The sequence below is a fragment of the Escherichia sp. B1147 genome, from assembly GCF_001660175.1.
Classification (GTDB): Bacteria; Pseudomonadota; Gammaproteobacteria; order Enterobacterales; family Enterobacteriaceae; genus Escherichia; species Escherichia whittamii.
Genome location: NZ_LFHY01000025.1, coordinates 97,757 through 113,596 on the forward strand (window position 1 = coordinate 97,757; position 15,840 = coordinate 113,596).

At 50.1% G+C, this 15,840-nt stretch carries 8 protein-coding genes and 1 pseudogene; 6 read left to right on the forward strand and 3 right to left on the reverse strand.

Translation table 11 applies throughout. The features are described from left to right. The first annotated feature begins 85 nt into the window (after positions 1-85). Positions 86-1,036 (forward strand): carbamate kinase family protein, encoded by a 951-nt coding sequence (locus tag A9180_RS21455; RefSeq protein ID WP_064530505.1) that lies wholly within the window; start codon positions 86-88, stop codon positions 1,034-1,036. Positions 1,037-1,045: 9 nt separating this feature from the next. Continuing rightward, positions 1,046-2,428: an amidohydrolase family protein gene (locus tag A9180_RS21460; RefSeq protein ID WP_064530506.1), complete on the forward strand. Its 1,383-nt coding sequence runs from the start codon at positions 1,046-1,048 to the stop codon at positions 2,426-2,428. 154 nt (positions 2,429-2,582) lie between these two features. Here A9180_RS21460 and A9180_RS21465 read toward each other — a convergent pair whose 3' ends face one another. After that, complete coding sequence (locus tag A9180_RS21465) at positions 2,583-4,448, reverse strand: YaaW family protein (RefSeq protein ID WP_064530507.1); 1,866 nt, start codon at positions 4,446-4,448, stop codon at positions 2,583-2,585. Between the two features lie 310 nt (positions 4,449-4,758). On the opposite strand from A9180_RS21465, the gene zorA1 reads away from it, so the two are divergent. The 4 genes from zorA1 to zorD are packed head-to-tail and all read left to right on the forward strand — an operon-like array spanning position 4,759 to position 13,086. Then, positions 4,759-7,314, forward strand: coding sequence for a type I Zorya anti-phage system protein ZorA1 (gene zorA1 / locus A9180_RS21470; protein ID WP_064530508.1), 2,556 nt, complete (start codon positions 4,759-4,761; stop codon positions 7,312-7,314). A gap of 11 nt (positions 7,315-7,325) precedes the next feature. After that, entirely contained in the window at positions 7,326-8,063 is a 738-nt protein-coding gene (zorB1, locus tag A9180_RS21475) for a type I Zorya anti-phage system protein ZorB1 (RefSeq protein ID WP_064530509.1), read from the forward strand. Further along, positions 8,060-9,847 (forward strand): type I Zorya anti-phage system protein ZorC, encoded by a 1,788-nt coding sequence (gene zorC, locus A9180_RS21480; RefSeq protein ID WP_064530510.1) that lies wholly within the window; start codon positions 8,060-8,062, stop codon positions 9,845-9,847. The genes zorB1 and zorC overlap by 4 nt, the downstream gene beginning before the upstream one ends. After that, positions 9,847-13,086 (forward strand): type I Zorya anti-phage system protein ZorD, encoded by a 3,240-nt coding sequence (gene zorD / locus A9180_RS21485; protein WP_064530511.1) that lies wholly within the window; start codon positions 9,847-9,849, stop codon positions 13,084-13,086. Before zorC ends, zorD begins: the two co-directional genes overlap by 1 nt. 322 nt (positions 13,087-13,408) lie before the next feature. On the opposite strand, the gene A9180_RS21490 is transcribed toward zorD, so the two are convergent. Further along, positions 13,409-14,041 carry a LysE family transporter gene (locus A9180_RS21490; protein WP_064530512.1) on the reverse strand — a complete coding sequence of 211 codons (633 nt, stop codon included), beginning with the start codon at positions 14,039-14,041 and terminating at the stop codon, positions 13,409-13,411. A gap of 133 nt (positions 14,042-14,174) precedes the next feature. Beyond that, a pseudogene (locus tag A9180_RS21495) lies at positions 14,175-15,779 on the reverse strand (autotransporter outer membrane beta-barrel domain-containing protein); the annotation flags it as partial. Positions 15,780-15,840: the final 61 nt, after the last annotated feature.

Sequence of the window (15,840 nt, forward strand, 5' to 3'; positions counted from 1 at the left end):
GATAAGCGTAGCGCATCAGGCAATTTGGCGTTGGTCATAACCTTACTCTCATAACCTCATCACCCTCTGTAGCGGACATAACAACATGAAAGAACTTGTGGTCGTTGCCATTGGTGGCAACAGCATTATCAAAGATAACGCCAGCCAGTCGATTGAGCATCAGGCGGAGGCGGTGAAAGCCGTCGCCGATACGGTGCTGGAAATGCTGGCTTCCGATTACGACATTGTGCTGACCCACGGCAACGGGCCGCAGGTCGGACTGGATTTACGCCGCGCGGAGATTGCCCACGAGCGCGAAGGGCTGCCCTTAACGCCGCTGGCGAACTGTGTGGCAGATACGCAAGGCGGCATTGGCTACCTGATCCAACAGGCGCTGAACAACCGGCTGGCGCGCCACGGCGAGAAAAAAGCCGTCACCGTGGTGACTCAGGTTGAAGTGGATAAAAACGATCCGGGTTTTGCCCATCCCACCAAGCCTATCGGTGCATTCTTCAGTGAAAGCCAGCGTGACGAATTACAAAAGGTAAACCCTGACTGGCGTTTTGTTGAAGATGCCGGACGGGGCTATCGCCGCGTGGTCGCCTCGCCGGAACCGAAACGTATTGTTGAAGCACCTGCCATTAAGGCGCTGATCCAACAAGGCTTTGTAGTGATTGGCGCGGGCGGTGGCGGCATTCCGGTGGTGCGCAGTGAAGCGGGGGATTACCAAAGCGTGGACGCGGTTATCGACAAAGATCTCTCCACCGCGCTACTGGCCCGCGAAATTCACGCCGACATTCTGGTGATCACCACCGGCGTGGAAAAGGTGTGTATTCACTTTGGCAAACCGCAGCAGCAGGCGCTCGATCGCGTAGATATTGCCACCATGACCCGCTATATGCGGGAAGGGCATTTCCCGCCAGGCAGCATGTTGCCAAAAATCATCGCCAGCCTGACGTTCCTGGAACAGGGCGGTAAAGAAGTGATTATCACCACGCCGGAATGCCTGCCAGCGGCGCTGCGCGGTGAAACGGGCACTCATATTATTAAAACGTAAGGACGTAAGATGAAAGAAAGCAATAGCCGCCGTGAGTTTCTGAGCCAGAGCGGTAAGATGGTCACCGCCGCCGCGCTGTTTGGTACCTCTGTGCCGCTCGCCCATGCGGCAGTCTCTGGCACAACCCACTGCGACGCGAATAACACCATGAAAATCACTGACCCGCACTACTATCTCGACAACGTGCTGCTGGAAACCGGTTTTGACTACGAAAACGGCGTGGCGGTGCAGACCCGCACGGCGCGCCAGACCGTGGAGATTCAGAACGGTAAAATTGTTGCCCTGCGCGAGAACAAGCAACATCCGGACGCCACACTGCCACACTATGACGCTGGCGGTAAGTTGATGCTGCCCACTACCCGCGACATGCATATTCATCTCGACAAAACCTTTTACGGCGGGCCGTGGCGCTCGCTTAATCGCCCGGCAGGCACCACCATCCAGGACATGATCGCGCTCGAGCAGAAAATGCTGCCGGAGCTGCAACCGTACACTCAGGAGCGGGCGGAAAAACTGATCGATTTATTGCAGTCGAAAGGCACCACCATTGCCCGCAGCCACTGCAATATCGAACCGGTTTCAGGCCTGAAAAATCTGCAAAATTTGCAGTCGGTGCTGGCGCGACGTCAGGCGGGCTTCGAGTGTGAAATTGTCGCCTTCCCGCAGCACGGTTTGCTGTTGTCGAAATCGGAACCCTTAATGCGTGAAGCGATGCAGGCAGGAGCGCATTACGTCGGCGGGCTGGACCCCACCAGTGTTGATGGCGCGATGGAAAAATCCCTCGACACCATGTTCCAGATTGCGCTGGACTATGACAAAGGCGTTGATATTCACCTGCACGAAACCACTCCGGCTGGCGTGGCGGCCATCAATTATATGGTTGAAACGGTAGAAAAAACGCCGCAGCTGAAGGGCAAGCTGACCATCAGTCACGCCTTTGCGCTGGCAACGCTCAACGAGCAACAGGTGGATGAGCTGGCGAATCGCATGGCGGCGCAGCAAATATCTATCGCCTCGACGGTGCCGATTGGCACGTTACATATGCCGCTCAAACAGCTGCACGACAAGGGCGTGAAAGTCATGACCGGCACCGACAGCGTTATCGACCACTGGTCGCCTTACGGCCTGGGAGACATGCTGGAAAAGGCCAATCTGTACGCGCAGCTTTATATTCGTCCCAATGAGCAGAACCTCTCCCGTTCGCTGTTTTTAGCCACTGGTGATGTATTGCCGCTGAATGAAAAAGGCGAGCGTGTCTGGCCAAAAGCGCAGGATGACGCCAGCTTTGTGCTGGTGGACGCCTCCTGTTCCGCCGAGGCGGTAGCGCGTATTTCACCGCGCACGGCGACGTTCCATAAAGGGCAACTGGTGTGGGGGAGTGTGGCAGGTTGATATGCATTTAGCATGTTTGCAACGGTGAATATTAAGAGATTTCTAGCCCCAGGGAGCGGGGCGGCCTGAATATGAGTGTGTCGGTCTTGGTTCTCCTGAGCCGGAGAAATTGTGTGTGGCACCGCTAACCACACAGCAAATCTTGCGAGCCGCCTTAAGCATCCGGCAACGCAAAACACTTCACCGCTTTACCGTCTTTCATTTCCACCAATATGCGGCTGGTCTGCAACGGCTTATCCAGCATATTTTGCTGGAATTGGTCGAACGCCTGGCGAGCTTCCTTAATTGCGACTTTTTGCGGCATTAAGCGGTTGTTGCTCCATTTTCGCAAAATGACTTTATTGGCGCTGGTGGTATTCGCCTGTTCCGCTACGGCGCTGATGCTGTCAATTCGTGACTGTAATTGTGTTTCTACCTTGCTAATAACCGTATCGAACTGCGCATAATGATGTTCTATAGCCTGCTGGCGGCGCTTTACCAGCATCGTCTGCCCCTCACTATGGCTGACCAGATGCAATGCTTGCCCGCGTACCCTCATCGCTAAATCCCACTCCATCGTCCGTTCTTCAATAGTTTTTTGTTGCGCCTGAATTTTACTGGTGATCGTTGCACTACTGAAAAAACTGCCGTCATTTATGGCCGCTATCTTCTCGCCAGCAAAGGCAATATCCGTCAGCAGGTGATCCTGAAGCGTTGAAAAATCCTTTTCGATAGCTTCAAGCATTTGCCGTATTTCTGGCGAAGATTGCCCCTCAATGACGACAGGCGTGATTTGCTGTAAATACTGAATAGCGCCGACAATTTCAGATTTGCGGGCATTGTTCTGGAATGCAGAAATCTCTCGAATAGTTTCAATTATCTGCGTTAGTTTGTTGCTGATATCTGCCAGATGTTTTTGCGCCAGTATCGCCGAGGCGACATTCAGTAATATGCCGGCATTGACTAATTGATTCAGTTTGTCCGGATTCAGCAAAACAGCGTGGGCTTTAATCCCTTTTTCACCAAGACTGAAACCACGATATCCCGAGCCATCTTTCACTTTCGCCAGTGCGCCATCAATAATGACTTCCATATAGTGATGACTGGCGATATGGGCGGCGGTGGCGAGCGAAGGAAGCGTCTGTAAGAGTGGGCCTAACCGTGAAATTTCAGCAATGTCATGCTGTACCAGAGTGTCGGGATGGGTAATTTCATTTAAGGCGATAGACGATACAGTTAAAACGCGCTGCGACTTTTCATTTTCAAACACCCAGCGATTGCCATAGTTTGCGGTTGACATCGCCGTTGATGGTACCGATTCGCTCAGACGGTGATGGCGGGAATTTTTTAAGCGAATCCAGGCAATTTGCACCACACAGGGCAAGGTGATCCGAAACGCCGGGTTGGAAATATCATAAGCGGTATATAAGCCGGTGAGGGCTAACCCGACAGGACCGGTGAGAACGCCCAACACGCGACCTATCCCCAGACCCGCAATGAGCGGTAGTGCCTTCCCCGTGGCGATCTGCGCCAGACCGCTTGCTACCATTGCCGCACGTTGCAAAAGTGGCAGCTCCATACGTGACAGCTTATCCAGGCTGATAGTGGTGTTAATTCCCATATCGCGGAGAAGCTGACGGCGATCGTCATCTGACATTTTGCTCCAGGATGAAGCGAAAACGGCATCAATAATCAGTGATTCTTTTTCTTTTACCGGGGCATTTTTCGCGACTTTGATTTTCAGATGGCTGGCGACATCGTCAACTATTTCGCTATAGCTAACGCCATTGCGTCGGAACAGATTCATTACGGTGTTACCGCCAAAATGTTGCAGTTCGCGAATCAGCAAACGCAATGTTTCCTCATCAACAGCTTCGCTATTTTTACCATCGCGCAAGGCCTTTTTAACGCGGTCAGACTGGGAAAAATTAAATTTTCCGTCTGGCGTAATGTAATCAATCAGCAGATCGATATCGTTTTTGTCGGCGTTCAGTAGCAGAGCAACCAGCGTTTCATCGCCCTTAATGTCAATCTCACTCATTTAATTGTCTCATTGAATAGTGACTGGACGTTATTAGAAGCAGCGCGCCCCATGAAAAAGTTTCATACGTAAGTCTGGCGGCGAAAAAATAAAATCCCCAATCTTTGTGTCATAAAGCATAAATTCTGTGAATTATTTTCGCCAAGCGATTTAAATTTCTTACGTATGCGTGTGATCAATGTTTTTGTGAGATATATAACGTTTTATTGATGTAAAAATCGAGACTTTTCCTATAATGAGCGGGCGATTTTTTTCCTTGCTGGTGATGTTCTGCCCTGCAAATTTCTTTTCCTTCACTCAAGGTATTTAGATGTTTTCGCTGACTTCGTTCCTCGACACGTTAACCTCTGTTAATCCAGAAAATGTGCCGATTTATGTCGCTATTGTGGTTGGGGTTTTGTTGTTGGGTTTCATTGTCCGTTACGCTATTCCTTCATTTAGGGTTTCAGCGCGCTTTAAACAAAAAACGAAAGCAATTCGGGGACTTGGCAATGAAAAACCGGCACAACAACTCGAAAAATTAGACGCGTTATTCTCTGATAAATTTTTTGCGCACCCCTGGAGCGAATTTAAAGAGTCTCTACATCGCCAGTTTGAGTTTGATGAAAATAGCGGGCAAAAAAAAATTAGCGCCATTCGCTCAACGGCTCCAGCGTCAGCATGGTTTACGGAACCGTTATTAGTCGAAATTCCTCTCTATACGGAAGCGTTTAAACATCTCCCAGGCATCCTGACCGGAATTGGGATCATCGGCACCTTTTCGGGGCTGATGATTGGTTTGCACCATTTTGACCCCAGTACGCCAGAGCAGGTCAGCGCCAGCGTCGCTAACCTTTTACGCGACGTTCTGTATGCGTTTTTAGGTTCGGCGTTTGCTATTACGTTCTCCATTCTGGTCACTATGTTTGAAAAATGGCGACTGGCGCAATGCTATAAAAACCTTGAACTCCTTACCGCCAGCATTGACCAGCTTTTTGAGGGGGGCGTCGGTGAAGATTACCTTTCGCTGCTTCTTTCCAGTACTAAAGAAAACACCACCCATGCGAGGCAACTTAAGGATGGTCTGGTTACTGACCTGCGCGAAATGCTGCAAAACCTGGTGGATAGCCAGATGCGAGAAAATCAAAAGCTGGCAGAGACATTATCAACAACATACCGCGAATCAGGCCAACAGTTTGCTGAACAGGTCAGTGGCGCTATCGAAACCAGTCTGAAAAATCCGCTGGATAAAATTGCTGGCGTGGTGCAAACCGCCTCCGGCGATCAGAGCCATCGTGTGCAGTCGATGCTGGAGAACGTCCTGACTGCCTTTATGAGCAAAATGGATAACACCTTTGGTCAGCAGTTCACCACCATGCAGGAGATGATGGGGCGTTCAGTGGAAGCCATTCAGTCTATGCAAAGCGGCTTCTCAACGTTGTTGCAGGATATGCGTCAGGCCGGGGATGACTCACGTCAGGGCAGCGCGCAACTGATCTCTCAATTGTTAAGCGAAATGAAAAGCGGTCAGCAGGAGATGCAGGCAGGGATGAATGAGATGCTGCGCAGCTTGCAGGAGTCCGTTGCCCGTATTGGCGCAGAAGGCGAAGGCGCGGGCGAACGGATGGCGCAACAACTGGAAAAAATCTTTGCCGACAGCGAAGCGCGTGAAAAAGCGATGGCGGAACAGATGCGCGCGTTTATTGAGGCTATCCAGTCCAGTGTTCAGCAAGGGCAAAATGAAACCATGGAGAAAATGGCGGCTTCCGTGGATACGCTTGGCAGCCATATGGCGACGCTCTTTGCACAGCTGGAAAATGGTCAGCAGCAACTTAATCAGCAGCAAAATCAGGCGCAAAATCTGTTGATGGGCAATATGAGCAAAGGTGTCGAAACGCTGACGCAAAACCTGGCGGGCGTATTCAGCCAACTGGAGTCCGGGCAAAAACAGATGAACCAGACTCAGGAACAGGGGCAACGCGTGCTGCATGAAGAGACTCAGCTGCTTCTGGCACGTAGCGAAGCGCGTGAGCAGGCGGCGACTGAGCAACAACAACAGTTTATGACGTCGTTACAGCAAACCATGCACTCCGGTCAGGATGCCCTGCGAGAGAAAATGACCAGCGGTATCGATCACCTGGGTAGCCAACTTGGCAACCTGTTTGGGCAACTGGAAGAAGGTCAGAAGTCGCTCAGTCAGCAACAGCAATCAGCGCAGAGTGCGTTACAACAGGAAGCGCAGCGAATCATTGGTCAACTTGAAAGTCAGGTTGAGTCGCTGATGCAGATGCTGCGTGAACAGCAATCGGCTTCTGGCGAGCTGCTGCAACGGATGGCGCAAAGCACCACGCGCCATCTGGAACAGATACAAACAGGAGCCGATAAAATGCGCGTGGCTGCCGACCGCTTTGAAGCTGCGGGCGATCGTGTCGCCGAGGCTAATCAGTTGACCGCCGAGGTGCTCAATGGCACGCAACAGGCGGGACGTACTCTTTCCAGCGCCAGCGCGGAGTTGGGGGCATTGATTGCCGATTATCGTAATACTCGCGAAGTCGTGGCGAATGCCATAACGGCACTCGAAACGCTGATTAATCGTAGCCATGATGAACAATCATCGCGCAGCCGTTTTGTTGACGATCTGAAGGCGTATTCTGAACGCCTGCAACAATATAACCGCGAGGCCCAGGAGTTCCTGCATAACATTGCCGAGGTGATGGGAACCAGTTTTGAATCCTTTACGACCGGAGTGGAAAACGGCCTGAATCGTTCACTGCAGGAGATGGATACGCAACTGACTAAAGCGGCGGGAGCCTTAAGTTCTTCGGTTGAGATTATCGGTGAAAGCGTGGATACACTGGAAACAGTACTCCGTCATCGTCGCGCGTAAGGAACAGGCTGATGTTTAACCGGGTATTTAATGGCAGGCAACGGCGCAGCGATGAAGCGGAAAAACCCTTCTGGATCTCCTATGCAGACCTGATGACTGCCATGATGGTGTTGTTTCTGGTGGTTATGGTGGCATCACTGAGCTCTGTTACTCAGCGGATCCAGCAGGCGGAGGCGGGGGAGAAATCGCGCGGGCATGATATCGCTCGCCTGTGTGAAAAACTTGAGCTTCAGGCAAAGAATCTTAACAAGACGATTCAGGTTGACTGCCATGACAACCGTATCAGCTTTGGTGAAGCCGGGCGTTTTGAGCACAATCGCTTTGCGCTTAATGCCGAAGGATTACAGGCGCTACAGGATGTGGTGCCGTTAGTGCTGGAGGCGGCAAATAGCGATGAAGGCAAAAAATGGTTTAAGCAAATTGTTATAGAAGGTTTTACGGATACCGATGGTTCTTATCTCTATAACTTGCACCTTTCGTTGCAACGCTCGGAATGGGTGATGTGCAGTCTGCTGGATAGCAGAAGCGCGCTACAGCAAAAAATAACCCCGGAACAGCAAGTCCAGATCCGCAAATTATTTCTGGCGGGCGGGGTTTCGTTCAACAATGCGAAAGAGAGCAAAGAAGCCAGCCGTCGCGTAGAACTGCGGATGCAATTCTTTGGCCTGAAAGACAAAAAACACGACGAAAGCATGGATGTTGTTCCTGGCATTAGTCAGGAAACCTGTCAGTTGGGAGCCATGCAATGACTTCCGCTATTGAAAAACTGAAAACCCGTTTGCTGCCCTATCGGGAGCAGAACGTGCAGCCGACGGTAAGTCACGCTTTTCACTATCTTCAGCGCGTTATCGCGCAACTTGAGAGGAAGGTAGATGCTCGTGCAGTGCAGATGGTTCCCCCTCTGGAGAAACGCCGTCAGGCTATTGCCCGACTGCGTGCGGGGGAGATGCCAAAGCCCTTCGAGTGGAAGATGATTTTTTTTGGTCTTAATGACGTGGCAGAAGGCGATCTGTTTGAAATTGCATTGATTGATGATGCAACAAACTTCGCGAGGATTATCGCTGAAATTGAACAAAAAATTGTGCAGCAGCGGTTAACACGCCGCGAATGGCTGGCGTTATGCACCAGCTACTTTGGTCATTCCAGCGATACGCCGGAAAAGAATCCACAGTGGCTTCAGCTACGCACGCAGATTGCTCGCGGGTTTCAGCAGCTAAAAGAGAGTGCTCCGCGTCAGATGTCCTGGATGTCGGTCATTGACACCTATAGCGATATTTTTACCGATAATGCAGGTTTTCTTCTCGGACAACAGCTTGGGCGTGGAGAAATCACAGATATTTCGGTGCTGGAGAAAGTCGCGCAAATTCCGCAAACCAGCTGGTTATGGCGCAAAATTGTTAACCACCTGGTCAATGAGATTTTTTGCCTGACTGACGATGCTTTTCAGCAGAAAATTAATTCTCTTATCGCCTTAAGCCGCCAGCTTACGCGGTTTAAAGATAATATTCTGGCAGCCACTCTGACCCGTTATTATCAGTCGGCTTTTAAACATCAAACGCATTTCGAACTCAAACAATTAGCCCTGGAATATTGGGGAAATCCGCAGTTAACCAGCCGTAATAAAAGCTGGCAGGTTCACGTTGAAAATCCCGTATTACTGATGGTGCAAGGATGGTTCGCCAAAGACGACCTGAAACTGTTCTTTGAATTGCTGAAAGGCAATCGGGATGTTGACCATGCGCGCCTGTTCTACTGGCTACGTTTTGCCAATCAAATGAGCTATACGCGCATTGTGCTGGGCGAAGATGCGCTGCGATCCAAAGATGCCGATTATGTTGAATTCAGGGCGAAAAACGCAGGGCGATTAAGTCGCCTGCAAGGTTCTGGTTCACGCGATAACAATGCCATGATTATGCGTATCGGCGATTATCTGTTTGTCGAATTTTCGAAAGTGGGGGCGATGTATGCCTACCATATGGGTAATGCGCCCTTTAATCCGGAAACCGGCATTCTTGATATTGATTTTGATCTGAAAGATAAGCGGAATAACCGAGGCAAAGTCCGGTTGCGTTTACCGCATTTGTCGCCGGTATTTCTCTACTCACTCAACCGAATTGAGGGGTGGATGAGCCGATATGACGAAGAACTTCGTAAGTTGGGTATTTATTACGTTGCGGAAGATATAAATCAGTCCCCTGTCACTTTGGATATCTCTCGCTTCAATGCGGCAAAGACCGTGAGTCGGCCTGAACCTGCATCGTTACCTGAACATGAAGTCAGTGATGCAAAGTCAGACCGGGAAGAGCAAATCAAAATCATCGCCTCCTCGTTAAAAGCCAAAAAAGAGCTCCCTGACCGGGAACAGCAAATCCGGGAGATTATTCGTTCGGTCGATTGCAAAGTGATGGATAAACGAGGGCTGGGGGGCGCAATCCACATTCAGTTCAATGAACCTGACCATGAAGCGGCACAAAAATTACTCAGCCTTGGGTTTAAACCGGTGCTGGGTAAATTTACTTACTGGAGCAAATAGTGTTCAAAAAATTGTTGGGTAAATTTATTAAAGAGAATACTTCGCTACCCGCTTCATTTGCGCCGCTGTATGTGATGAAAGAAGAGGGCTTTGCTTTCCCCTTTAGTCTTGCCGATAGCGAAGATAACTGGCCTGTCGCCTCATGCCTGGAACAGCTTCATGAGGAAGATTATGTTTCTCACTGGTCTGATTGCTGGTTTCTTAGCTGGGATGATTTTTATCGCATCTGGAAAAATGACGACTATGCCAGCAGTCTGGCGATTTTTGCTTTCCCTCCACAGCGCAATCTGACGGCTCATCTTGCTGCAACAGGAAGCATTAGCGATGATACTTTTCGCGTTTTCATTGATAAATGGACCCTGCCTGATGACTATCGCCCCGTTGAGATAACTTGCACAGGCGCCAGCTTTTCCTCTGCGGAAGGCACCTTTGTGTTAAGTGAAGAGAACTGGCAGCTTCTGGACGCACTACAGCAACTCAGGTTGCAGCAGCGACAGACGCCGGGCGAAACGGTCAACCAAACCAGTTGGGCTAAAATACGGCGGCAGGCCAAAAAAGCAGGGGCAAAACTGGATGACTATCTTGCGAAGACGATCGTCATCAGGCCGGAATCGTTGCAGTTAAAACTGCGAAAATCGCTGGTGGTGGATACTCCGGTGCTGGAAATTGAACCTGTTTTTGATGAGCAGCCTGCCAACTGGTTACAGAGTTTTGACCGCACGCAACAGGTGCAGGATCGTTACCGTGTTTTAGGGGACGATGGTGTCTTAAACCATGTCATTCTTTCTCCTGAAGTCAAAGACGTCCTGACCTCTGTGCACGCTATTACGGGGCGTCGCGTGGCGGGGGATGATGCGCTCTCATTTGTTCGCAACCCCTATACCTGGATTGGTGAAGAGGCGAGCCAGGTGCTCGATCCTGACGTTTATGAGCAGAATTTACAGGACGCCGGGATCTACTTTTATGATTTCCGTCTGGAACCGCAGATTGATGAAAACAAACAAATTGCGTCGGTAACGCTTCTTCTCAGTCCCAGAACTGAGCAATCTGTGGCGGATGAAACCTATATTTTTAAACGACCTGGTGAGCTGGAGGCGTTGCTCTCTGAACTGGAGCAAAAGTTAGCAGCACAACTGCCCGCCGGAGTCTGGCAGGGGTACGATCTGGAGCTTTCCAGATTCAGCCAGGAAGAACTGCAAGGTTATCAGGCGTTGCTTGAAAACTGGCAGCAACAGGCGGCGGGAATGAATTTTACCCACGTCCTCGATCTGAATAAATACAGCGACCGGGTTATCGGGATCGGTGAATTTGAAAAAATAAGTTCGCCTTATCTGGTCAAAAGTGAAAGTGAAAAATGGCTTCCGGAGAACCTTGCGCAAGAGATGTGCGAGGCTATGTTCTCTGGCTGGGATCTCGATAATCATCAACATTTTCAGGAACTGGAAGAGCGGCTGGAAGAGGCAAAAGCCACGGATGCGCCGGAAGTCGCCATGCCCTGGAACGACAACCTTTTGCCCCGTGAAGAAGCAGAAATTTTCCACGATAAATGGAAAAAGAAAATCGACGGTGAAACAAATGATGGCGTCAGTAGTGAGCCGGTCAGTCGCGCCGTTCTGCTAATAGAACAAAATATCGAGCAGGCGCTGTATGTTAAACAACGGCGGGATTCTTTGCTCGGTGCACACCAGGCAGAAGTCGAACTGCCGATGATCCTCAAAACGTCCATTCAGCTACGTGAACACCAGCGTAAAGGGGTAGCGTGGCTCCAGCAGTTGTATCTAAAGTCGCCAACCGAGACGGCGGGATGTTTACTGGCGGACGATATGGGGCTGGGTAAAACCTTACAGATTTTAACTTTTCTCATCTGGCATCGTGAACGTTTCCCGGATGCGCCTCCTTCGCTGATTGTTGCTCCGGTGTCGTTACTTGATAACTGGGAGCGTGAGGTTGGGAATTTCTTTCTGCGCGAGCAGGTGTCGATTTTAAAACTCTATGGTAATGAACTTAAGGCTAAGAAATGCGCGAAAGAGAGCATTCCTCAGGCGCTTAAAAGTAAGGGGATTAAGAACTTACTGCAAAGTGACTGGGTGGGGGACGCGCATATTGTTCTTACCACTTATGAGACGTTGCGCGATCAGGAATTTTCCCTGGCTCGTCAGCCCTGGTCCATAATGGTGTGCGACGAAGCGCAGAAAATTAAAAATCCGGCGGCATTAATTACCCAATCGGCAAAAGCCATTCAGGCACAATTTAAAGTCGCATGTACTGGAACACCGGTCGAAAATACCCTTGTCGATCTGTGGTGTTTATTTGACTTCGTTCAGCCAGGTTTGTTGGGGGCTTTAAATAATTTTGGTAAAGATTATCTGCGCCCCATTGAGCAACAGAATGATAATGCTGTCCTCGAATCGCTACGTAAATTAATAGAACCGCAGACGCTGCGCCGCACCAAAGAAGAAGTGGCGAAAGACCTGCCGGATAAAATTGAAGATCAACGCTGTAAGCAGTTGGATATGCTGCCATTGCAACGGGATCTCTATACCCACTCGGTTGCAAGCTGGCAAAACCAACAGGAGATCAGCGAAGGGCTGGATCAACGAGGCTCAGGTATGCTGGGGTTACTGCATCGCCTGAAACTTATTTGCGCATGGCCTTATTCCGTAAGTGCAGATCTGCGCTTACGGAACGATGCCCCGAAAGTAAAATGGCTGCTGGAGACATTAAACATCATTCGCCAGTCATCCGATGACAAAGTAATTATTTTTACGGAACTGCGCGATATTCAACGAGAACTGCAACATCTGATTGCGCAGCAATTTGGTTTTAAGCCTTTTATTATTAATGGTGATACCAGTACCAAATCTGGCAGCGATCAAAATCGTCAGAGCTTGATCGATGCATTTCAGTCAACGCCCGGTTTTAACGTCATTATCTTATCCACCATCGCGGTTGGGTTTGGTGTCAATGTCCAAAAAGCAAATCATGTCATCCACTTTACTCGTTGCTGGAATCCGGCGAAGGAAGATCAGGCGACCGATCGGGCCTACCGTATCGGGCAGCAGAAAGATGTTTACGTCTATTATCCGACGGTGCGTGATAGCCAGTTAATGACTTTTGAAGAAACGCTGGATGAATTACTGAACCGACGCCGGGCATTGGCGAGAGATATGCTCAAAGGGGCAACCGATCTGACCGCCGCAGATTTTGAAGCGGTGCTGGCGGGTACTCCCCTGGCGTAGGGAATGCCATGGGCGGGTAAATCGACAGGGATTCACCATTGCTTAATTAACGTTCAATAAAGATATATTGTGAATGTATGAGTTGACATTCATATGAAAAAAATCATAATTCCGTCATGTTTGCGTAGGGCTGTTTCTGTATCTTATGCATCGCACCAGGGCCTGACAGGAAATATGCTGTAAGGTTCTTATCAAAAAACCGCCATTAGCTCATCAGGAAGAGCAGACGACAACCAGGATTGTTGTATGGTACGGGGTTCGAGGCCTCGATGGCGGTCCAACTTTTCAATCGTGTTGATGACGTAGAAATTCAATTATCAACTCATTGCTGCGTCACCCCTTCATAAATCAGCCGTAGCGCGAATACACCAATAATCATCCCAATAATCCTACTGGCAACTTGCTGCATACGTCCATATGCGCGACGCACGGCGGGTAAAGAAAACGCCTGACTAAGAAATATACGCCAGATAATAGACGCGAGCACGATCCCCACCCAGGCCATTAAACGCGCCCAGGTCGGCGTTTCTGCACTTAACGTCACTGAGAAGATACTGATAAAAAATAAAACGGTTTGTGGATTAGAGAGATCGGTAATGAGTCCACGGCGGAAAAACACATACCATGGCGCACTAAGCGGCTGCTGTAGCGCGCTCATTTGCGGTGTGGAGTGGCGGCGTATGCTATTCCAGGCAAACCATAAGAGATAAGCGCCGCCGACGATTTTAATGAGCGAGAAAATCTCTTCACACTGGGTAATGAGCGTCGCCATACCAAACAATCCCAACCCGGAATAGATGGCATCGCCCAGCGCCACACCAAGCCCGGTGAGTACGCCCGCGCGACGGCCAGAAGCCAGACTGGTTTGAACCACGACAAAGAGATTTGCGCCTGGATTAAAAAAAGTGATGACAAACAGCCCGACAGTCAGGTAAACGGCGTGCAAAGGGTCCATAGTGATTTCATCCATAAATAAGCTGAATTAACTTCATCATATTTATAGTGAAAATGACTGAATGCGAGCGCGCTCACAAAGACCGTGGATCTAAAAAGAGAGCCACCCGTACGTGACGGGCGGCAAAGTGGCATTAAAAGAGATATTTTATGCCCAGCATTCCCTGGGTATCGCTGTAACCGTTGTCACCCAGCTGCTGGGCGACGTTGCCCCAGAGTTGCAGACGCGGGGTAAGCTGACCTTCCACCCCGACTTTTAACTCGCCAATATTGCGCGTGCCGATGATCTCATCGCTGATGCTATCCATCTTCACGCTGTAATTGCGGGAGTTATAAATCCAGTTGGCTTCCACGAAAGGCTGGAAGGAGCGGTCTTTATGATCATCAATAGCATTATGACCCTGCAGATACGCTTTCACCCCCAGACGCGTTTGCAGGTTGCCTTCGGTGCTGTCCTCAACCAGAGTGCCATTGTCTTCAGTATGATTGTCGGCCTTCACATCCATCCACGTCAGTTGCATTTTGGGCTGCAACCAGTAGCTGGTGCGGGCATCTGCGCTTTCACCAAGACGGAAGGTATAACCCGCTTCAATGGCGGCGGTGATGCCGTCAGAGTGATATTTCTCACTCGGCAGATACTCGCCGGAGACAGTGTTATCAAACCAGTTATAGAGCAACCAGCTATCAACATAAGTCCCTGTTTTATCTGCTTCGTTAGCGTACCAGGTGCCATACACGCCCACACTGTAGCCGTCGATTTGCCCACGTGAGTTGTACCCGGTCAGGTTGGAATGTGTGTGGCTCTTGCTGTTGGCATAGCCTGCCATCAGGCCAAGATGCCAGCGATCGAGTGCGTTACTGCTCCATTGCGCCAGATCGCCGCCAAGTTGCAGAACATAACGGTTGCTCTGGATGTTCAGTTCATCCGAGCGATCCTTAAAGCGATTATGCCCGCCAATGTTACGCATCCACAGGCTGGTCACTTTCTGCTCGCCGGTCAGCAGGTCGGTGTACTGTGTTTCCCCCAGACGGTCATGCAGTCGGGTATTAAACAGCGTATTTGCCGCCTGAATATTCGCTACATAGCTGCCAATCTCCGGGCGATACAGATGTTTTCGTTCTGGTTGTGGAACAGATGGCGTAACAGGCGGCTCCGGTGTTACAGGCGGTTCTGGTGTTACAGGTGGTTCTGGTGTTACAGGTGGCTCAGGATCTGGTTCCGGGATGACGGGCAGTACCGGTGGGGTATACGGTCCTGCGGGAATTTCACTGGTTAAAAACCAGTTCTGGTTGTCGCTTTTTACCACGTTGTAGTCATAAGGACCGGCAACAATACGGCCTTCTTTACTGAAAACGCCCTCTGACAGGCCGTCAACCTCCACAATTTTTATCCCTTCCAGGGTATCCGCGCCCAGACCGCCCGCATTGTTGACCATGACGCGGGTGCTACCGGAAGTATCACCTTTTACGATGAGTTTATCCGTTGCGGAATTATCATCGCCTAATACAGTATGCATGACTAACAAACCATCACTGGCAGTATAGTTGCCGTTAATGGTCAGTGTGGTCGGCGTGAACTCGTGGCCATTTTCATACGAAGACAGCGTCGTCGTTCCAGCCAGCGCCAGCGTTTTTAACGCCTGCGAATAACCGTTTAAATCGAGATGTCCACCACTGTCGACAATATAATCTGAGTTGGCGCTGAAGGTATTATCGTTACCTGCGCGTAGGCTGCCTTGTAGTGGTCAACAAAAACTGGCCACAGCTTTAGAGTTTTTCCAGAACAATCGTTCTGATTCA

Coding starts and splice junctions, on each gene's coding strand:
- A9180_RS21455 (WP_064530505.1), top strand. CDS start 86: ATGAAAGAACTTGTGGTCGTTGCCATTGGTGGCAACAGCATTATCAAA.
- A9180_RS21460 (WP_064530506.1), top strand. CDS start 1,046: ATGAAAGAAAGCAATAGCCGCCGTGAGTTTCTGAGCCAGAGCGGTAAG.
- A9180_RS21465 (WP_064530507.1), bottom strand. CDS start 4,448: ATGAGTGAGATTGACATTAAGGGCGATGAAACGCTGGTTGCTCTGCTA.
- zorA1 (WP_064530508.1), top strand. CDS start 4,759: ATGTTTTCGCTGACTTCGTTCCTCGACACGTTAACCTCTGTTAATCCA.
- zorB1 (WP_064530509.1), top strand. CDS start 7,326: ATGTTTAACCGGGTATTTAATGGCAGGCAACGGCGCAGCGATGAAGCG.
- zorC (WP_064530510.1), top strand. CDS start 8,060: ATGACTTCCGCTATTGAAAAACTGAAAACCCGTTTGCTGCCCTATCGG.
- A9180_RS21490 (WP_064530512.1), bottom strand. CDS start 14,041: ATGGACCCTTTGCACGCCGTTTACCTGACTGTCGGGCTGTTTGTCATC.